Origin of the sequence: Streptomyces sp. NBC_01341, from assembly GCF_035946055.1 — a bacterium.
Classification (GTDB): Bacteria; Actinomycetota; Actinomycetes; order Streptomycetales; family Streptomycetaceae; genus Streptomyces.
This window is the reverse complement of sequence record NZ_CP108364.1, coordinates 2,755,396-2,775,246: the sequence shown is the minus strand read 5'-3', so window position 1 is coordinate 2,775,246 and position 19,851 is coordinate 2,755,396. Positions and strand designations below refer to the sequence as shown.

Here is a 19,851-nt window from a genome sequence, read left to right as displayed (position 1 = left end):
CGGACCGGTGCGGCGTCGTACGGCGACGGGGTGCCCGCCCGCCCGGACGGCGGGACCGTCGTACCGTGGTGACAGAGACGCCCGATGTGCCCCGCACGTGGTGTCGCGCGCCGGTCACGGAGCGGCGCCGCTGGTCCATGGACCAGCGGGCACGCGGAGGCGGGACGGGGGCCGTCGGCCCCGTGCGCGGGGCGCACCTGCACCAGGACAGGAGCACGGCATGTCGTATCCGGAACCCGTCTACGCCGGCGGCGAGGGCGAGATCACCGCGGTGTACCGCCCGGCGGACACCACCCCGAACCTGCTGACCCGCAGCGGGGGCAGCACCGACTACCTGGCCACGACCGGATCGACGCACGGTGAGTTCGGGCTCTACCGGATCACCATGGGTCCCCGGGCGGGCGGCCCCGCCACGCACTTCCACCGGTCGATCTCGGAGTCCTTCTACATCCTCGGCGGGACGGTCCGGATCTACGACGGCGAACGCTGGACCGACACCGAGGAGGGCGACTTCCTGTACGTCCCGCAGGGCGGACTGCACGCCTTCCGCAACGACTCCGACGAGCCCGCGTCCATGCTGCTGCTCTTCACCCCGGGAGCGCCCCGCGAGGAGTACTTCGAGAAGGTGGGGCAGGTCTCGGACTGGCCGGAGAAGCAGCGGGCGGAGTTCTTCATCAAGCACGACACGTACTGGACGGACTGAGGCCGTTCAGGGCGCGAGGCCCGTCTTGAGACCGGCCCCGCAGAGCGGGACGACCACGCTCCGGCCCGTCTCGCCGGCTACGGCCGCCCAGCACGCCACCCCCGTGGTCTCCACGAAGAAGCCCCGGGCCGCCAGGTCCAGTTGTGCCGCGCGGATCGCGTCCTCCGTCACCGTCAGGAAGGTTCCGCCGGACTCCCGGACCGCCGCGAGGATCTGCCGCGCGCGCGGCGGGCGCGGGATGGCGATCCCCTCGGCGAGCGTGGGCAGGACCGGGGCGGCGGCATCCGGCAGATCCTCGTCCCCTGCGCGGAAGGCGGCGGCCAGCGGGGACACCGCCTCGGCCTGTACGGCGACCAGGGCCGGGCGGCGGTCGATCAGGCCGTGGGCGAGGAGTTCCGCGGTGGCGAGCGCCGCCCCCAGGAGCAGGGTGCCGTTGCCCACGGGCACCGCGATGGCGTCCGGCAGGGTGCCTCCGAGGTCTTCCCAGATCTCGTAGACGTACGTCTTGGTGCCGTGCAGGAAGTACGGGTTGAAGACGTGCGAGGCGTAGAAGGTGCCGGGCTCGTCCGCGGCGGCACGGGCGGCGGCGGCCGCGGCCTCGCGGCCGCCGGGCACGGTCTCCAGGCGGGCGCCGTGGGCCCGGATCTGCTCGGTCTTCTTCGGGGAGGTCCCCCCGGGGACGTAGACGGTGCAGGGAAGGCCCGCCCGGGCGCAGTAGGCGGCGACGGCCGTGCCCGCGTTTCCGCTGCTGTCCGCGACGACCCGGTCCGGGGAGAGTCTGCGGGCCAGTTCGGCCAGCATCACGGCGCCGCGGTCCTTGAAGGAGAGCGTCGGCATGAGGAAGTCGAGTTTGGCCGAGACGTTTCCGGTCAGGGGGACGAGCGGGGTCCGGCCCTCGCCGAGGGAGACGTCCGCGCCGTCGAGCGGGAGGGCCTCCGAGTAGCGCCACAGCGAGTTGACGCGTCCGCCCAGCGCGTCGGGCGCCACCGGGGCCTGCGGGCCGGTGTCGAGATCCCAGGGGCCCCGGCAGACCGGGCAGCACCACGCCAGTGACGCGGCGCCGGACCGCGTCCCGTCCTGCGGGCAGATGTATGTCGCCGTGGGCGTGCGGAGGTCGGCCATGGGGACGAACCTATGGCCGCGCGGTGCCCGTGATCCAGTCGGACTCGGGGTGAGGGGCGCACGGGACGACCGCCCCGTGCGCCCCTCACCCGCCCTGTCCGTCAGCGGCGTCCGAGACCGCGGGCGACCGCGGCCATCAGCTCGCCGTCGTCCGTGTCGCCGTCCAGCGACCAGAACATCGCCCCGCCGAGCCCGCGTTCGCGGATGTACGAGGTCTTGGCGCGCAGCACCTGCGGGTCGTCGTAGGTCCACAGGGTCGTGCCGTCGAACAGCCAGGCGTGGCCGTTTCTGACGTCCCGGTGCACCTTGTACGCGCCGGATTCGGCCAGCTTCTTGAGGGCCTTGTAGTCCTCGTAACCGGCGGCCCAGGTGGCGGGCGCGGGTCCGGTCGCGGGCTGCCCGAGTCCGTCGCCGCCACCGGTGACGCCGGTCCAGCCCTGGCCGTAGAAGGGCATGCCCATCACCAGTTTGCGGGCCGGGGCGCCGCGTCTGAGCCAGTCACGGACCGTCTGGTCGACGCTGAAGTCGCCCGTGGCGCGGAGCGCGGACTGCTGGGCCGTCGTCGCCTCGCCGGAGACGTGGAAGTCGTAACCCTGGAGGTTCACGAAGTCGAAGTCCCGCATGATGCGCGGCACGTCGAAGCCGGCGTCGATCTTGGCGGGCGCGGTGGGGACGAAGGCGGAGAGCTCGTAGTGCTTCGGCTTGCTCTTCCCCTTGCGGCCGTTCTTCGCGTAGGCGTCGAGCTGTGTGCGGAACTCGTGCACCAGGGCGGTGAAGTTCCGCTTGTCCTCGGGGCGGTAGACCGTGTCCGTGTCGCCGGCCGAGCCGGGCCACTCCCAGTCGAGGTCGATGCCGTCGAAGAGGCCCGCGGCCGCGCCCTCGCCGCCGCGCGTTCCGTCGACGGGCAGGTTGCCCTTGATGTACAGGTCGATGCACGACGAGACGAGCGCCTTGCGCGAGGCCGCGGTCCGCGCGGCGTCCGAGAAGTGGGTGGACCAGCTCCAGCCACCGAGGGAGATCATCACCTTGAGGCCGGGGTGGGCGGCCTTGAGCTCGCGGAGCTGGTTGAAGTTGCCCGCGAGTGGCTGGTTCTCGGTGTCGCCGACGCCGTCCACGGACCCGGCGTCGTCCAGCGGACGGGCGTAGTCCGCCCAGGCGTCGGCCTCGCCGGGCACGTTGCCGGTGAAGCAGGTGCCTTCGGGGCTGACGTTGCCGAAGGCGTAGTTGATGTGGGTGAGCCTGCCCGCGGCGCCGCTGGTGTCCAGGTCCTTGACCTGGAAGTCGCGCCCGTAGACACCCCATTGGGTGAAGTAGCCGACGCTGCGGTACGCGCGGTCGTGGTGGCCCGCGCCGCGGTCGTGGCCGCTGCCTTCGGCGGTCGCCGCGGGGGCTAGGCCGGCCAGCAGGGTGAGGGCGCAGGCCGCGGTGGTCAGTCCGGTCAGGGTTCTTCGACGCATGGGGCTCGTTCCTGTGCGTGTGCCGGGATGGGGTCCGGGCGGCGGGCCCGGGTGTTCCGGTGCCCGAGGGCAGCGGGAGCCGTGCTGTGCACAGGAAGGTATTGGTCTGGACCAAAAGCGGTCAAGGGTCCGGGCGCGCCTGACCGGGTATGCGCTGGTCGGAGTCGAATCATCACTTCGAGTGAAACTCTGGCCCGTGCTTGCGGTTCTCAACCCACGGTTGCAACGCTGTTGCTGTCTGTCAACCTGTTGGGAGTGGCCTGTGCCTTTCGGTGAGCAGCCCGCCTATCTGCGCGTGGCGAGCGATCTCAGAGAGAAGATCGTCAACGGCGCGCTGCCGCCCCACACCCGCCTGCCGTCGCAGGCCCGCATCCGCGAGGAGTACGGGGTCTCCGACACCGTGGCGCTGGAGGCGCGCAAGGTGCTGATGGCCGAGGGGCTCGTCGAGGGCCGGTCGGGCTCGGGGACGTACGTGCGTGAGCGGCCGGTGCCGCGACGGATCGCGCGCTCCGGCTACCGCCACGGGGCGGGGGCGAGTCCCTTCCGCCAGGAACAGACGGCGGAGGGCGCGCGGGGCACCTGGGAGTCCCGCAGCGAGCAGGAGGAGGCGAGCCCCGAGGTCGCCGAGCGCCTCGGTATCGAGCAGGGCGACCGCGTGATGCGCACGAGGTACGTCTTCCGGGAGGCGGGTGAGCCGGTGATGCTGTCCACCTCCTGGGAGCCGCTCGCCGTCACGGGGCGCACGCCGGTGATGCTGCCGGAGGAGGGGCCGTTGGGCGGCTGCGGTGTCGTCGACCGGATGGCGGCCATCGATGTCGTCGTGGACAACGTCGCCGAGGAGGTCGGTGCCCGCCCCGGCCTGGCGGAGGAACTCCTGGCGCTCGGTGGGGTGCCCGGCCACGTGGTGATGGTCATCGGGCGGACGTACTACGCCTCGGGGCTGGCGGTGGAGACGGCCGACGTGGTGGTCCCTGCCGACCGCTACCGGATCGCCTACCATCTGCCGGTCAAGTGACGGGTGTGGCGGCCGTGATGACCGCAGGGAGCGACGTGCTGTCCGCCGCCCGTGACGCGGAGTTAACGCGCCCGCGCCGCTCTTAACCGGCGGGCAACGCCTCGTCGTGATGACTTGTCATGTCCGGCCCCTACCTTCCCGTTCGTCACCCGCACACCGGACCGACGAACGGGAAGTCACCGATGACGGACATCGCAGCGCCCATGACGGGCGAGGCGTCACAGCCGGCCCCGCCGGACGGCCCCCACGCGCCGAGGCGCAGTTACGCCGAACTCGCTGCCGACGAGAGCCGCGAGGACTTCTCGCTCCGCTACGCGCCGCACTCCTTCAGGCGCTGGTCGCCCTCCACGGTCGCGGGGACGGCCCTCGGCGGGATCGCGTACCTCGCCGACTTCGCGATCGGTGCGTCGATCGTCTTCACATACGGATTCACCAGCGGGCTCGCCTCGATCCTGGCCGCGGCGGCGATCATCTTCCTCACCGGCATACCGATCGCCCGGGCCTGTGCGACGTACGGCCTGGACATGGACCTGGTCACCCGCGGCGCCGGCTTCGGGTACTTCGGATCGACCCTCACCTCGCTGATCTACGCGTCCTTCACCTTCATCTTCTTCGCGCTCGAAGGCTCGATCATGGCGCAGGCCATGCACCAGGCGGTGGGACTGCCCGTCGAGGCCGGGTACCTGATCACGACGCTGATCGTGATCCCCATCGTCTTCCGGGGCATGGGCGCGCTGGCCAGGGTGCAGGCGTGGACGCAGCCGGTGTGGATCATCGGGATGGTACTGCCGTTCCTGGTGCTCGCCTTCGAAGCCCCGGACGCCTGGGGGGCGTTCAGCTCCTTCGGTGGTACGGAGGGTGCCGGCTCCGGCTTCTCCTGGATCGCCTTCGGGCTGGGCACGGGTGTCGCGCTCTCGCTCATCGCCCAGATCGGTGAGCAGGCGGACTACCTGCGCTTCATGCCGGCCAGGACGGAGGCCAACAAGCGGCGGTGGAACCTCGCGGTCCTCGCCGCAGGCCCCGGATGGGTCGTCATCGGGGCCGCGAAGCAGCTCGGCGGGGCGTTCCTGGCCTTCGTGGCACTGGAAGCGGTCGGCAGGACCCACGCCCTGGAACCGATCGCCCCGCAGATCGAGGCGCTGAAGCCGTGGCTCGGATCCTTCGCGCTCCCCGCGGCGGCGGTGTTCGTGATCGTCTCCCAGATCAAGATCAACGTGACCAACGCCTACAGCGGTTCACTGTCCTGGTCGAACTTCTTCTCCCGGATCACGCACAAGCACCCCGGCCGGGTCTGGTACATCTTCCTCAACCTCGTCATCGCGCTGACGCTGATGGAGATGAACATGTTCGCGGCCCTGAACAAGCTGCTGGGCTTCTACTCCAACGTGGGCATCGCCTGGATCGTGGCCGTCGCCGCCGACCTGGTCATCAACAAGCGCATCGGACTGAGCCCGCGCTACATCGAGTTCAAGCGCGCCTACCTTTACGCGGTCAACCCGGCGGGCTTCGGGGCGATGGTGATCGCCTCGACCGTCTCGATCCTCGCCTTCTTCGGACTGTTCGGCCGGTACGCCGAGGCGTTCTCCACCTTCATCGCGGCCGGACTCTCCCTCGTCCTGTGCCCGTTGATCGCGTGGCTCACGAAGGGGAGGTACTACCTGGCCCGGCCGAACCCGGTGAACGGCCCGGGTGTCGAGACCGCCGACATCACCGCCACGCACACCTGCGCGGTGTGCGAGACCGACTACGAGCTGCCGGACATCGCCGACTGCCCGGTCCGGTCGGGCCCCATCTGCTCACTGTGCTGCTCGCTGGACGCGGAGTGCGGTGACGTCTGCCGCAGGGAGACCGGCAGCGGGCCGGTGGTGCTGCCGATGCCGACGGTGCGCACACCGGTCACCCCGGCGGGCTGAACCGAGGAATCGGGGGCGCACTCGACCGAGTGCGCCCCCGTCGGTGTGGCCGGACAGGTGTCTCATTGTGCAAACTCGCATCCGCTGAGTGAAGGTCAGGCGTACGCTCGGGCATATGCGTACTGCGGTTTCCTGGGGATCCTTAGAAACGTGCACGGCAGTGGGGAGAGGGGCGAGATGCTGGGGAGGAACGGCATGACCGAGAGCGGTGCCGTGCTCCCCTGGCTGGTCATCAGACAGGACGACAACGGCAACAGGTATCGCGTCGGCCGCTATGCGACGCAGGACGAGGCACAGAAGATCGCCGACGGCCTGGACCGTCATGGGCACAAGCAGCTCTACTGGGTGGAACGCTCCGGCAGGAGCGCGCGCCCGTAGCGAGCGGGAGCCCACCGGCTACGCTCCGGCGCATGAGTGATTCCGTGGTGGTGGCAGGGGCCGTCTGTGACGGAGGGCGGCTCCTGGCCGCCCGGCGCAGCGCCCCGCCCGAGCTCGCCGGCCGCTGGGAGCTTCCGGGCGGCAAGCTGGAACCGGGCGAGAGCGGCGAGCAGGCCCTCGTGCGGGAGCTGCGCGAGGAGCTCGGTGTGGAGGCGCAGCCCCTGGAGCGCATCCCGGGGGAGTGGCCGCTGAAACCCGGCTACGTGCTGCGCGTGTGGATGGTCCGGCTGGTGTCGGGCGAGCCCAGCCCCCTGGAGGACCACGACGAGCTGCGCTGGCTCGACGCGGGGGAGGCGGACACCGTCGACTGGCTGGACCAGGACCGCCCCGCCGTGGCCGAGGCCGTACGCCGCCTGCGCGGGACGCCGGACGCCTGACGGAGGCCCGGCCGGCCCCTTTCGCACGCTCCCCCGCGCCTCTCTCCCTTGCCCGCTCGTGGGGCGTCTCGCCACGTGCCGGCCCACAGGGCGCCTGCCCGGGCGCTCGCCCGCGGAACGCTCCCGCGCGCCCCGCTCGTCGGCAACACCGCGCGCCGCCTCGTCGTGCGGGGCGCGTACACCCGTACGCCCCCACCCGATCGTCCGCGCGATAAAGTGCGGAACATATCGGGTATGTGCCGATTGGACCCCTGGGGGCGGGTGCGCCCCGCTGTCGACCCTGGGAAGTGACCGGCGTGACCGACACCGACGGCGACTGTGCCGAATGGAGCTTTCCGGCGGCGCCGGGCTCCGTGCGCACCGCCAGGCACGCGGTCCGTGACGCGCTGCACCAGTGGGGGTACAACGGCGGGTTGGGGGACATCGCCGTCCTGCTCGTCAGTGAGCTGGTGACCAACTCACTGCGGCACGCGTCCGGCCCCATCGGTGTCCGGCTCGTGCGACCGCACCACCGGGGCGACGGACCCGGCGCGCGGGACGACGGGCGGGGTCTGCTGGTGGAAGTCTCCGATCCGGTTCCGGACGCACCCACCACCGAACGCGCGGCCGGACCCGAGGACGAGGGAGGGCGCGGACTGCAGCTCGTGGCTTGTTCCGCACGCCGCTGGGGGACCCGGCGCGGAAAGAGCGGCAAGACGGTGTGGTTCGAGCTCCCTCTGCCTGGTTAGGAGTGGGGAGGGACGCACAGCGATCACCGGAGGTCGGGCAGGACCTGGCTGAAAGGGACTGAGACCGTGCTGTGATCGTGAACGCCGTGCCGGTATGGCTCGTAGTGCTGAATACTGCGGGCAGGACCGGTCCGGTGTGTGAGCTGGAGGGGACGGTCGCGTGAGCGAGATACCTGGGACAGCGGGCGACGTCGTGTGGCAGAGCCGCCCGCCTGGCTCGATCTACGAATACATCAGGATCGCCTCCTTCTCGATCGGGGCGGACGGGCTGATCGAGCAGTGGAGCCGGCGGGCCGCCGGCCTCTTCGGCATGGCCTCCGACGAGGTGGTGGGCAGGGACCCGGTCGAGGCGTTCATGCCCGCCGAGCTGCGCCCCGACGCCCACAGGCGCGTCGGCGAGATCCTCGACGGCAAGGAGTGGACGGGCCTGGTCCCGTTCCGTGTCCCGGGCGAGAACGGGACGAGCGGTCTCGCCGAGATCTACGTCATGCCCAGCCTCACGGGGGCGGGGGAGCGGGCCGCGCTCTGCATCGTCGTGGATGTCCGCGCACTGCGCCGGGTCGAGACGGACCTGGCCGCCTCGCAGGCGATATTCGGCCAATCTCCCTTCGGGTTCGTTCTCTTCGGCACCGATTTCACCGTCGTACGGGCCAACCAGCGGTTCGCCACGGTCTTCGGGGGCGAGGCGGACGACCACCGCGGACGCACCGTGGACGACTACCTGTCCAGGCCCGAGGCGGATCGGCTCTCCGCCACGCTGCGGCGCGTCCTGGAGACGGGCGACTCCGTCACCGATCTGCAGCTCGTCGGCGCCCCTCCCGGTGGCATCGGCCGCCGCCACTGGTCCATGAACCTCTACCGGGTGCACAGCGGATCCGGGCGCCCCATCGGCGTCGCCGGGCTGGCCACCGACGTCACGCAACGGCACATCGCCGCCCGCGAGGCCGCCAGCGCGCGGCGCAATCTGGCCCTGCTCAACGAGGCCAGCGCGCGCATCGGCAACTCCCTGGACCTGGAGACGACCGCCAGGGAACTGCTCGACGTCGCCGTGCCCGGCTTCTGCGACATCGCTTCCGTCGACCTGTACCAGGGACTGCTCACCGGGGAGGAGGCCTCGCCCTCCAGTTGGGGCGGGCACCAGGAGCCCGGTACCGGCTCGGCCGAGCTGCGCCGGGTCGCCCACGCCAGCGCGGTCTCCGACGCGTCCGGCGTCCTTCCCGGCACGGCGGACGGACCCGGCGCGGAAGCAGACCGGGCCTCCGGCGCCGACGGCGGGGAGCCCGCCCTCGGCTCGGTCCACCGCTTCCCGTTCCACTCGCCCTGTGCCGTCGCCCTGCACACCGGCCGCGTCGAGGCCGTGCCCGGGGACGAACGCGGCTTCGTCCACTCCACCCTCGCGGTGCCGATGGTCGCGCACGACGTGGTCGTCGGCCTCGTCCAGTTCTCCCGCACCAAGGGCAGCGAGCCCTTCGGCGAACGGGACCGGGCCCTGGCCACCGAACTCGCCGCCCGCGCCGCCGTGTGCATCGACAACGCCCGCCTCTACCGCCGCGAGCACGAGCGGGCGCTGATCCTCCAGCGCAGCCTGCTGCCGCCCGGCGACCCCGAGGCGGCCGGTCTCGACATCGCCTGCCGGTACCTCCCCGGCAACACCGCCACCGAGGTCGGCGGCGACTGGTTCGACGTGATCGAGCTGCCCGGCCATCGCACGGCCCTGGTCGTCGGCGACGTGATGGGCCGTGGACTGCGGGCCGCCGTCGCCATGGGCGAACTGCGCACCGCCGTACGCACCCTGGCCCTCCTGGACCTGGAGCCCGCCGAGGTGCTCTCCGCCCTGGACGAGGTCGCGCGCGGCCTGGGCACCCCCGGCGGTGGCGAGCGGAGCGACGGCTTCGGCGCGGGCGGCGGCGCCCAGTGGCCCTCGCGCGTCGCCCACAAGTCGCGCGAGGCCGACCTCTCCGAGGTGTATCTGGCGACCTGCGTGTACGCGGTGTACGACCCGGTCACCCGGCGGTGCACCTTCGCCAACGCCGGCCACCTGCCGCCCGTGGTCGCCGAGCCCGGCGAGCCGCCCCAGCTGCTCGAAGTGCCGCCCGGCATGCCCCTGGGCGTCGGCGGCGAGCCCTTCGAGGAGGTCGAGATCGAGCTCAAGGAGGGCTCCCTCCTCGCCCTCTACACCGACGGGCTCGTGGAGTCCCGGGACCACCCCCTCGACGAGGGGCTCCAGGCGTTCCGGCAGGCACTCGCCGATCCGTCGCAACAGCTGGAGGACGTCTGCGACCACGTGCTGACGACCCTGCACACCCGCCACGGCGAGGACGACATCGCCCTGCTGATGGCGCGTATCCAGGGGCTGGAGACGGACGCGGTGGGCGACTGGCGGCTGCCGCGCGAACCGCGTTCCGTCGGCCGTGCCCGCGAACTGGCCCGTGAACAGCTCAGCGCCTGGGACCTCGACGACCTGGTGGACACCACCGAACTGCTCGTCAGCGAACTCGTCACCAACGCCCTGCGCTACGGCGAGGGCGAGATCCGCCTGAGGCTGCTGCGTGACCGCACCCTCGTGTGCGAGGTCTGGGACGCGGGGCTGGTCCAGCCGCGGCGCCGGCGGGCACGCGACACCGACGAGGGCGGGCGCGGCCTGCAACTGGTCGGACTGCTCAGCGCCGCATGGGGATCGCGGCGCACCCCGCGCGGCAAGACGGTGTGGTTCGAGCTGGCGCTGCCGGACGGGGAGCCGGCCCCGGAACTCTCCGTGGACCAGCTGCTGAGCATGTACTGACCGGCGTACGCCGGGGAGGCGCCCGCTCCGGGGAATCCGCGGTCCGGCGCCGGAGGGCGGGCACCCGCGTGAAGCGGGCTCCCGCCTTCGGGCGGGCCGTCCTTCAGGACGCCGACTTGAGGGCGGCGAGGCGGGCCTCGATCTCCGCGCTGTCCCCGACGCTGTCCAACTGCTCGAACTGTGCGTCGAGGGACGACGCGGCCAGCTCCTGCTTGCCCACCGCCCTCGCCTCCTCCCGTCGCACCTTGTCCTCGAAGCGGCCGAGTTCGCTCGTCGGGTCCATGACGTCGATGCTCTTGACCGCGTCCATCATCCGGTTCTGAGCCCGCGCCGACGCGTCCCGCGCGACCAGTTCGTCGCGCTTGGACTTCAGCCGGGTCAGTTTCTCCTTCATCTGGTCGAGGCCGGTCCTCAGCTTGTCCACGACGACCGTCTGCGAGGCGATCGTCGGCTCGGCGGTCTTCGCCTCCTGCTCCGACTGAAGCTGCCGGCCGAGCGCCACCTTGGCGAGGTTGTCGAACGTGTCGGCCTCCGTGCCCGCCGACGCGGCCCGCAGCTCATCGGCCTTCCGGCTGGCCGCGAGGGCCTTCTGACCCCACTCCCGTGCCGCGTCGACGTCCTCCCGGTGGTCCTCCTCCATCAGCCTGAGGTTGCCGATGGTGGCGGCCACCGCCTGCTCGGCCTCCGCGATGTTGTCGGTGTAGTCCCGGATCAGCTGGTCGAGCATCTTCTGCGGATCCTCGGCCTGGTCGATCAGCGCGTTGATGTTGGCCCGGGCCAGCTGAGTGACGCGGCCGAGGACGGTCTGCTTGGTCATGGCACCTCTCCTTGTACGACATCGTGGAGCGACGGTCCGGGCCCGGCGTCAGAAGCGGCCTCCGCCGCCGCGCCGTCCCCGGGTTCCCCCGCCGCCGAAGCTGCCCGGCCCGCCGCCGAAGCCCCCGCCGAACCCGCCGCCGCCCCCGCCGAACCCGCCGCCGAAGCCCCCGCCGAGCCCGCCGCCCCGGCCGCCGCCGCCCAGCAGGCCGCCGAGGATGATGCCGCCCAGCACCGCGCCGCCCATCCCGCCGCCCCCGCGCGTGCCTCCGGGACCGCTGCTGTCGCGGTAGCTCCGGACGTCCTGCTCCGCCAGGCTCCGCGCCTGCGTGGCCAGCGCGTCCGCCTGTTGCGCCTGCGCCAGGGCGCCCTGCGGGTCGCCGGCCTCCGACAGCTCCCCGGCCGCTTCCCACCGGCGCTGTGCCTCCGCGAGCCGGGTGCGGGCCTCACTGCCGACCGCGCCGCGGTTGGTGGTGACGTAGTCCGCGGCGGCCCCGATCGACGCCCGCGCCGTGAGCAGGGACTGATCGAGCAGGGAGCGCGCCCGGCGGTCCCCGTGCTCCTGTTCGCGGGCACCGGCGAGTGCTTCGTCCAGCGCGGCGTCCGCCTCCTCGACCCGGCGCAGCGCGTCGACGGGGTCGTACGGCCCCGAGCCGAGCTCACCCCGTACATCGGCGTTCACCGCCTCGGCGCGGGCGACCCGGCCCTGCAGATCCGCGGTCGGCACACCCTCAGGCGTCCCCCGGAGCAGCCCTCTGGCGTCCGCCAGGTCCGTCTCCATCTCGGTGAGCGCCCCCGGCAGGCTGCCCGCCGCCTCGGCCAGTTCCCCGCCCCGCCGGTCCACACCGTCCACGAGGGTGGAGACCTGCTGGATCGCCCCCTCGGCGGCGCGGACGTAGACGGCGGCCTCCGCGTTGTTCCCGGCGTCCACGGCCTGGCGTGCCCGGTTCAGGCTGGAGGTGGTGAAGACCAGCCGGTCCTTCGCCCGTTCGACGTCCTGGGCCGCAGGCGCCGTCGCCGACTCCGCGTAGCGCTCGCGCAGCGCTCCGACGGCGGTCTCCGCCGCGGTGACGCGGCCCACCAGCTCACGGAAGGTGATCTCGGCGGAGTTCACGGCCTGCGGGGCGGTCTGTTCGAGTGCGCGCAGCCGGTCGAAGTCCTCTGCCACGGCGTCCAGGCGTCCGTTGGCGTCCCCGCAGCGGCTGATGATCTCGTCGAGCATGCCGCGCCGTGTCTCGTCGTCCTCGGGGAACGCGTCGTCGAGCTGCTGCCTGAGCCGGAACGCCGCGGTGAGCTCGGTCCGCGCACGCCGGACCGCCTCCGCGAAGGGGGCCGCCGCCTCCTCGCCGAACTGCGCCGTCGCGAAGCCGAGTTCCTCCTCGCTCGTCCGCACGGCGTCGTCCGTGTCCACCAGGTCGGCCTTCGCGCGCGCGTCGAGTTCGGGCAGCGCGGCCTGGGGCTCCGCCGCCGTTCCGTCCCCGGCGCCCCAGCCGCCCGGCGCCGGGGTGGTCCGTGTCGCGGTACGCCGTTTCCGGCGGGCGAAGGCGAAGGCGCCGACCGCGACCGCGACGACGAGCACGGCCACGGGCACGATGAGGTTGACGGAGGCGCCCTCATCGGCGGCGCCGCCGGGATCCGCGGTGCCCGGCGTGATGGCCGGGGTGGGGACGGGCTCGCCGGCGAGCACGGCGGCGTAGCCGTCGGCGGCGCCGATCGCGGCGCCCGCCCAGTCGCTCTCCCGGAGGGCGGGCTCGATCGCGGTGGTGGCGACGTCGGAGAGCTGGCCGTCGGTGAGCCGGGAACCCTGGTCGACGGACCAGGCGTACTGCCGGTCGTGTGTGGCCACCGCCAGCAGCACGTCGTCCTGGCCGAGTCCGTTGCGGTTCGCGGTCTCGTCGGCCCAGGTCTTCGCGTCCCGGCCGGAGAAGTCGCGTACGTACACGACGAACAGCTGGACCCGGCGGGCCGCGTACAGGCGGTCGAGCGTGCCTTCGACCTGCGGCCCTCGGTCGCCCAGCGCCCCCACCCTGTCGGTGATCTGCCCTTCGCGCGACAGCGGGACGGGGGCGTCGGCCGTGGCGGAGGGGGTGCCCGGCAGGAGGATCCAGAGCACCGCCGTCAGCGCGGCGAGGAGGACCCTGCCGGGCATCGATGGCCGGGAGCTCCCGGTACGACTGGCAGGCGACGTCACATCTGGGAGGCTATGTCCGTCCATTGCGGCCCGCGACCCGGTATGCGGGAAAATAGACAGGCTACCTTGCAAGATGCCCTGCCCATCTTTATGGTGAAGAGTATGTCCAGCAGCGCCGCCACCCCCCGGTCGTCCGACTCCGGCCCCGACGAGGGCCCCGGTGCCGAGCGTGTGGCGGACGATCTCGCCGCCGTCGTGAGCAGGCTGCTCCGGCGGCTGCGCGGCTCCTCGGCGGACAGTCTGCTGACCCCCTCCCAGCGCTCGGTCCTGGCCAGACTCCAGGACGGCGGTCCGGCGACCACCGCGTCGCTGGCCCGCGCCGAGCTCGTGCGGCCGCAGTCGATGCGGCTGACGCTGGGCGCACTGGAGAACCGGGGTTTCGTCACGCGCGCCCCCGACCTCGCCGACGGCCGCAAGTCGGTCGTGTCGGTCACCGAGGCCGGAAGCAGCACCCTGGCCGGTGTACGCGCCGCGAAGCGGAGCTGGCTGGCCGAAGCGATCGCCGGTGAACTGGACGGAGCCGAGCGCCGCACGCTCGCCGAGGCCGTCGAACTCATCGGCCGTCTGGTCGACGAATGACCCGGTACGGCACCGGCCAGGCCCCCGGCGACGAGGTGACCGCTCCGCCGTGGGAGGCGCACCCCCCGGCGCCCGAGCCCCCGGTGCCCGGCCCCGGGTTCAGCACCCGCCTCACCGCGCCCCTGCTGATGGGCTCCCTGCCGCCGTGCCGTCGTAGCGTCGCGTGTGTGTCTCTCTTCTCTTTCTTCTTCCTCGGGTCAGGACACTGCGGTCCGCCCAGAGGGCGAACCGCAGCCCGCAGCCCTGCTCCGCAGGTGCTTCGTTTCCTCCCCCACCCAAAGGTGGGGGTATCCACGAAGGAGTACCGATGACCGCCACCGTCCTCGACCCCCGTACCGCGCTCGTCGTCATCGACCTGCAGAAGGGCATCGTCGGCCTTCCGACCGCCCACCCGGCGGATGGTGTCGTCGCCAACTCCGCGGCTCTCGCCGAGGCCTTCCGCGCCAAGGACCTCCCGGTCTTCCTGGTCCGCGTGACCGGCGGCGCGCCCGGCCGCACCGAGGGCCCCGCCCGGTCCGGGCAGCCCGCCGCCGACTGGGCCGACCTCGTGCCCGGGCTCGGGCAGCGGGAGAGCGACGTGGTCGTCACCAAGCAGCAGTGGGGCGCCTTCCACGGCACCGCGCTCGACCTCGAACTGCGCCGCCGCGGCATCACCCAGGTCGTGCTGACCGGCATCGCCACGAGCATCGGCGTCGAGTCCACCGCCCGCGCGGCGCACGAGCTCGGCTACCACGTCACCGTCGCCACGGACGCGGTCACCGACATGGACGCCGACGCTCACCGCAACAGCGTCGAGAAGATCTTCCCGAGGCTCGGCGAGACCGGCACGACCGCCGCGATCACCGCGCTGCTGGGCTGAACCCCGGCCGGGCAGGGGCCGCACGGGTGACTTACGCGGCCGCTCCGGCCGTGTCTGTCCCTGCTGCCGGGTGCGGGTGCGTTCAGTGGATCAGCGAACCAGTCTGATCAACTGCAAATGCCACCAGAACGCATCATCCGGTCCATTCGGCGACGAGATGGACCGGGCCGGCCCCGGAGGTATCAGCCATGGCCCACGTCGGCGTCCCGCGCGGGACGGCCCGAAAGCGCCGCTCGGTCGCGCTCCTGGCGACAGGTGTGCTCACGATCCCGGTACTGGCGGGCTGCACCTCGGACAGCGCGCGCCCCTCCAGGGTGGCCGTCCCCCAGGACATCGCCCCGGCCGCCCGGGAGAGGGTGACCGAGGGATCGACCCTCACCTGGGCGATCGACGCGGTGCCGGCCACCCTCAACGCCTTCCAGGCCGACGCCGACGGCGCGACCACGCGGATCACCGGCGCCCTGCTGCCCTCCCTCTTCCCGATGGACGAGCGGGGGGAGCCCCGGCTCAACCCGGACTACCTGGAGTCGGCGAAGGTCATCGAGCAGGAGCCCAAGCAGGTCGTCCTGTACAAGCTCAACCAGCAGGCGGTGTGGAGCGACGGCCGCGAGATCGGCGCTCCGGACTTCGTCGCCCAGTGGCGTGCGCTGAGCGGCAAGGACTCGGCGTTCTGGACCGCGCGCAACGCGGGATACGAGCGGATCGAGAAGATCGAGCGCGGCAAGGACGACCTGCAGGTCCGGGTGACGTTCTCCAAGCCGTACGGGGACTGGCGCTCCCTCTTCTCGCCGCTGTACCCGAAGGAGGTCACCGCGACCCCCGCGGCCTTCAACGACGGGGCCAGGACCACCATCAAGAACACCGCAGGACCGTTTCGGCTGCGCAGCGTCAGCAAGGCGAAGGGGACGGTCGTGCTCGACCGGAACCCGCGCTGGTGGGGCAACGAGGCCAAGCTGGAGTCGCTGGTCTTCCGGGCCGTCGACCCGAAGGACCGCAGCAAGGCGCTGACCCGGGGCACGGTCCAGGTCGCCGACATCGACACGTCGACGGCGAACAGCATCGCCCTCGCGGCCCGCTACCGCGGCGGCAACGGACAGCCGCCCGCCCACGGACCCGGCGCCGACACCACCCCCGCCTCCGCCCTTCGGTCCTGGGCGCTGGCCCACGGCTCGGACGAGGAGGCCGCCGAGACGGCGCAGGCCGCCCGCGAGAAGAGCCGGCAGGCCGTCGCCGTCTACGCCGCCGAGCAGAAGTCGCTGCGTTCGTTCGCCGTACGCAAGTCCCTGGAGCCCGCCTACACCCAACTCGCCCTGAACGGCGAGTCCGGGCCGCTCGCCGACGACCGGGTGCGCCGGGCGATCGCCCGGACGCTGGACCGGCAGGAGCTCGCCGACACCGTGCTGAAGCCGCTCGGCCTTCCCGCCAAGCCGCCGGGCAGCCACCTGGCCCTGGCCGGGCAGCCCGCCTACAAGGACGGCAGCGGGGCGCTCGGCGACCAGGACACCAAGGAGGCCCGGGCGCTCCTGGCCGACGCCGGGTTCACCACCGCCGGTGCCGTCCGCAGGACCCAGGACACCAAGGCGGGCAGCGAGGCCGAGAAGAAGAAGGCCGCCCAGGACGCCGAGGCGGGGGAGAAGGACAAGAAGGTCACGGGGGAGGAGAAGGAGTCCGCGAAGCCGTCGGACACCCCTGAGGAGAAGAAGGCCGACAAGGCCGACAAGGCCGCGGAGGCGGAGAAGGACGACAAGGCGTCACGCGAAGAGGGCACGTACATCGTCGGCGACGACAAGCCGGGTGGGCGACGGGCGGGCGACGCCGAGGTCACGGCGCAGGACAAGCAGCCCGGCGGCCCCGCGGGCGCCTACGCCCCCGCGGGCACCGCGGCCCCGGCCCCGGCCTCGGTCAAGGGCCGCCTCGGCAAGGACGGGAAGCCGCTGACGCTGCGCTTCGTCCTTCCGTCGGGCCCCGGATCGCAGTCCCTGCGCACCGTCGGGGAGAAGATCGTCGAGATGCTCGACTCGATCGGCATCGGAACGACGGTCACCAAGGTCTCCGACGACAGCTACTTCAAGGACCACGTCGCCTCGGGCGACTACGACATGGCGCTGTACTCGTGGCCCGCCACGGCCTACCCGGCCACCGACGGGCGCCCCATCTTCGCCAAGCCGGAGCCCGCCACCGACGGTTCGCTGCTCGTCGAGCAGAACTACACACGGGTCGGCTCGGACCACATCGACCAGTTGTTCGACCGGGCGGTCTCGGAGCTCGACGCCAAGAAGTCGAGGGATCTGCTCAGGCAGGCCGACGCGAGGATCTGGGCCGCTGCGGGATCGATTCCGCTGTATCAGAGGCCACAGCTCGTCGCGGTCGACAAGAAGCTGGCGAACATCGGCGCCTTCGGCTTCGCCTCACCCCGCTACGAGGACATCGGATTCACCACGCGACAAGCGGCAGGTTCCCCCGCGAATCGTAAGAAGTAGCAGGTCAAAGCCATAGCGCAAGCTCAGAAACAGCTCAATTCCCTTGCCCGCCGGAGTCCCCGGCGGGCAAGGTCGTGTCTACCCGGACCCGGGCCGTTCGTCTTCTCACACCCCTTGCCGTCCCGCCGGACACCGGCCGGATGTTGACGTAATACCGGCTGAATATCGGCTGAATCCCAGCCGGAGAGCCGTCCCGCGGATCGGGCCGGGAAGCCCCGGACCCCTCGGGCCCGTACCATTGGACTAGCCGTGGCGTGCCGCCCGGCGGGCGTACGAGGACTCGAGACCGACTGAGACGCCTGATCCCACGATCCGAGAGAAGCGCAAGCCACCCATGCCCACGCGCCACGACATCCGTAACGTAGCCATTGTCGCCCACGTCGACCACGGCAAGACCACGCTGGTCGACGCCATGCTCAAGCAGGCGGGCGCCTTCGCCGCGCACGCCGCCGAGAACCTCGACGAACGCATGATGGACTCGAACGACCTGGAGCGTGAGAAGGGCATCACGATCCTGGCCAAGAACACGGCCGTGAAGTACCACCCGAAGGATGGCGGCGACGTCATCACCATCAACATCATCGACACCCCCGGCCACGCCGACTTCGGTGGCGAGGTCGAGCGCGGCCTGTCGATGGTGGACGCGGTCGTCCTGCTCGTCGACGCCTCCGAGGGGCCGCTGCCCCAGACCCGCTTCGTGCTGCGCAAGGCGCTGACGGCCAAGCTGCCGGTCATCCTCTGCATCAACAAGACGGACCGTCCGGACTCGCGTATCGCCGAGGTCATCGACGAGACGTACGACCTCTTCCTGGACCTGGACGCCGACGAGAACCAGATCGAGTTCCCGATCGTCTACGCCTGCGCCCGTGACGGCGTGGCGTCGCTGACCAAGCCGGAGGACGGCACCGTCCCGGCCGACAGCGACAGCCTGGAGCCGTTCTTCTCGACCATCCTCTCCACGGTCCCGGCACCCGAGTACGACGAGGACGCCCCGCTCCAGGCGCACGTCACCAACCTGGACGCCGACAACTTCCTCGGCCGTATCGCGCTCTGCCGTGTCGAGCAGGGCGAGCTGCGCAAGGGCCAGACCGTCACGTGGATCAAGCGCGACGGCTCGATGTCCAACGTCCGCATCACCGAGCTGCTGATGACCGAGGCGCTCACCCGCAAGCCCGCCGAGAAGGCAGGGCCGGGCGACATCTGCGCCATCGCCGGCATTCCGGACATCATGATCGGCGAGACCCTGGCCGACACCGAGAACCCGATCGCGCTGCCGCTGATCACGGTCGACGAGCCGGCCATCTCGATGACCATCGGTGCCAACACCTCGCCGCTCGTCGGCAAGGGCGGCAAGGGCCACAAGGTCACCGCGCGCCAGATCAAGGACCGCCTGGACCGCGAGCTGATCGGTAACGTCTCGCTCCGCGTCCTGGACACCGAGCGTCCGGACGCGTGGGAGGTCCAGGGCCGCGGTGAGCTCGCCCTGGCCATCCTGGTCGAGCAGATGCGCCGTGAGGGCTTCGAGCTGACCGTCGGCAAGCCCGAGGTCGTGACCAAGCAGGTCGACGGCAAGACGCACGAGCCGATCGAGCGCATGACGATCGACTCGCCCGAGGAGCACCTCGGCGCCATCACGCAGCTCATGGCGACCCGCAAGGGCCGCATGGAGACGATGACGAACCACGGTTCGGGCTGGGTCCGCATGGAGTGGATCGTCCCCTCCCGCGGCCTCATCGGCTTCCGTACGGAGTTCCTGACCCAGACCCGCGGCACCGGTATCGCGCACTCCCTGTTCGAGGGCCACGAGCCGTGGTTCGGGGAGCTGCGCACGCGTCACAACGGTTCGCTGGTGGCCGACCGCTCCGGCGTCGTGACGCCGTTCGCGATGGTCAACCTCCAGGAGCGCGGTGTCATCTTCACCGAGGCCGGGACCGAGGTCTACGAGGGCATGATCATCGGTGAGAACTCGCGTTCCGACGACATGGACGTGAACATCACCAAGGAGAAGAAGCTCACCAACATGCGTGCGGCTTCCGCCGACACCACGGAGAACGTGGTGCCGGCCCGCAAGCTCTCGCTGGAGCAGTCCCTGGAGTTCTGCCGCGACGACGAGTGCATCGAGGTGACCCCGGAGACCGTCCGCATCCGTAAGGTCGTCCTGGACCAGAAGCAGCGCGGCCGTACCGCCTCGCGCGCCAAGAACGGCTGACCTCCGAGCCGGAGCTGACCTCCGGGCCGGAGGGGTCGTCACGGGCCTGAGAAGGGCCCGTACGACCCGTTGACATGAGGCCTGGGCCCCCGCAGAGACTGTGGGGGCCCAGGCCTTTCGTCAACCGGTTTTCCTGACCGAGGTGTCCGGATATCGTGCGTCGCTCTCCGGAACATGTGTTA

General features: G+C 71.6%; 15 protein-coding genes. 11 read left to right on the top strand and 4 right to left on the bottom strand.

The window, feature by feature from the left end; genetic code table 11:
* Positions 1-220 precede the first annotated feature (220 nt).
* Complete coding sequence (locus OG206_RS11835; RefSeq protein WP_327115097.1) at positions 221-703, top strand: cupin domain-containing protein; 483 nt, start codon at positions 221-223, stop codon at positions 701-703.
* Positions 704-709: 6 nt separating this feature from the next.
* Here OG206_RS11835 and OG206_RS11830 read toward each other — a convergent pair whose 3' ends face one another.
* Positions 710-1,825, bottom strand: a complete 1,116-nt coding sequence (locus tag OG206_RS11830; protein WP_327115095.1) for a threonine synthase — start codon at positions 1,823-1,825, stop codon at positions 710-712.
* 101 nt (positions 1,826-1,926) lie between these two features.
* Complete coding sequence (locus OG206_RS11825) at positions 1,927-3,282, bottom strand: glycoside hydrolase family 18 protein (protein ID WP_327115093.1); 1,356 nt, start codon at positions 3,280-3,282, stop codon at positions 1,927-1,929.
* A 262-nt stretch (positions 3,283-3,544) separates the two neighbouring features.
* On the opposite strand from OG206_RS11825, the gene OG206_RS11820 reads away from it, so the two are divergent.
* The 6 genes from OG206_RS11820 (at position 3,545) to OG206_RS11795 (ending at position 10,535) form a co-directional block, all read left to right on the top strand.
* On the top strand, positions 3,545-4,297 hold the full coding sequence (locus tag OG206_RS11820; protein WP_327115091.1) for a GntR family transcriptional regulator: 753 nt from the start codon (positions 3,545-3,547) through the stop codon (positions 4,295-4,297).
* 182 nt (positions 4,298-4,479) lie between these two features.
* Positions 4,480-6,210 (top strand): purine-cytosine permease family protein, encoded by a 1,731-nt coding sequence (locus tag OG206_RS11815; protein WP_327115089.1) that lies wholly within the window; start codon positions 4,480-4,482, stop codon positions 6,208-6,210.
* Positions 6,211-6,405: 195 nt separating this feature from the next.
* Positions 6,406-6,588 carry an SPOR domain-containing protein gene (locus OG206_RS11810; protein WP_327115087.1) on the top strand — a complete coding sequence of 61 codons (183 nt, stop codon included), beginning with the start codon at positions 6,406-6,408 and terminating at the stop codon, positions 6,586-6,588.
* 32 nt (positions 6,589-6,620) lie between these two features.
* Positions 6,621-7,025, top strand: a complete 405-nt coding sequence (locus tag OG206_RS11805; protein ID WP_327115085.1) for a (deoxy)nucleoside triphosphate pyrophosphohydrolase — start codon at positions 6,621-6,623, stop codon at positions 7,023-7,025.
* Between the two features lie 287 nt (positions 7,026-7,312).
* Positions 7,313-7,753, top strand: coding sequence for an ATP-binding protein (locus OG206_RS11800; RefSeq protein ID WP_327115083.1), 441 nt, complete (start codon positions 7,313-7,315; stop codon positions 7,751-7,753).
* 193 nt (positions 7,754-7,946) lie between these two features.
* Positions 7,947-10,535: a SpoIIE family protein phosphatase gene (locus OG206_RS11795; RefSeq protein ID WP_327122244.1), complete on the top strand. Its 2,589-nt coding sequence runs from the start codon at positions 7,947-7,949 to the stop codon at positions 10,533-10,535.
* Between the two features lie 103 nt (positions 10,536-10,638).
* On the opposite strand, the gene OG206_RS11790 is transcribed toward OG206_RS11795, so the two are convergent.
* On the bottom strand, positions 10,639-11,352 hold the full coding sequence (locus OG206_RS11790) for a PspA/IM30 family protein (protein WP_327115081.1): 714 nt from the start codon (positions 11,350-11,352) through the stop codon (positions 10,639-10,641).
* Between the two features lie 48 nt (positions 11,353-11,400).
* A complete protein-coding gene (locus OG206_RS11785) occupies positions 11,401-13,500 on the bottom strand; it encodes a TPM domain-containing protein (protein ID WP_327115079.1) in 2,100 nt (699 codons plus the stop codon).
* A gap of 144 nt (positions 13,501-13,644) precedes the next feature.
* On the opposite strand from OG206_RS11785, the gene OG206_RS11780 reads away from it, so the two are divergent.
* The 4 genes from OG206_RS11780 (at position 13,645) to typA (ending at position 19,669) form a co-directional block, all read left to right on the top strand.
* Positions 13,645-14,121: a MarR family winged helix-turn-helix transcriptional regulator gene (locus OG206_RS11780; RefSeq protein WP_327115077.1), complete on the top strand. Its 477-nt coding sequence runs from the start codon at positions 13,645-13,647 to the stop codon at positions 14,119-14,121.
* A gap of 307 nt (positions 14,122-14,428) precedes the next feature.
* Positions 14,429-14,980, top strand: coding sequence for an isochorismatase family protein (locus tag OG206_RS11775; protein ID WP_327115075.1), 552 nt, complete (start codon positions 14,429-14,431; stop codon positions 14,978-14,980).
* 188 nt (positions 14,981-15,168) lie between these two features.
* Positions 15,169-17,460, top strand: coding sequence for an ABC transporter family substrate-binding protein (locus tag OG206_RS11770; RefSeq protein ID WP_327115073.1), 2,292 nt, complete (start codon positions 15,169-15,171; stop codon positions 17,458-17,460).
* Positions 17,461-17,794: 334 nt separating this feature from the next.
* Positions 17,795-19,669, top strand: coding sequence for a translational GTPase TypA (typA, locus tag OG206_RS11765; RefSeq protein ID WP_327115071.1), 1,875 nt, complete (start codon positions 17,795-17,797; stop codon positions 19,667-19,669).
* The last annotated feature ends 182 nt before the right edge of the window (positions 19,670-19,851 follow it).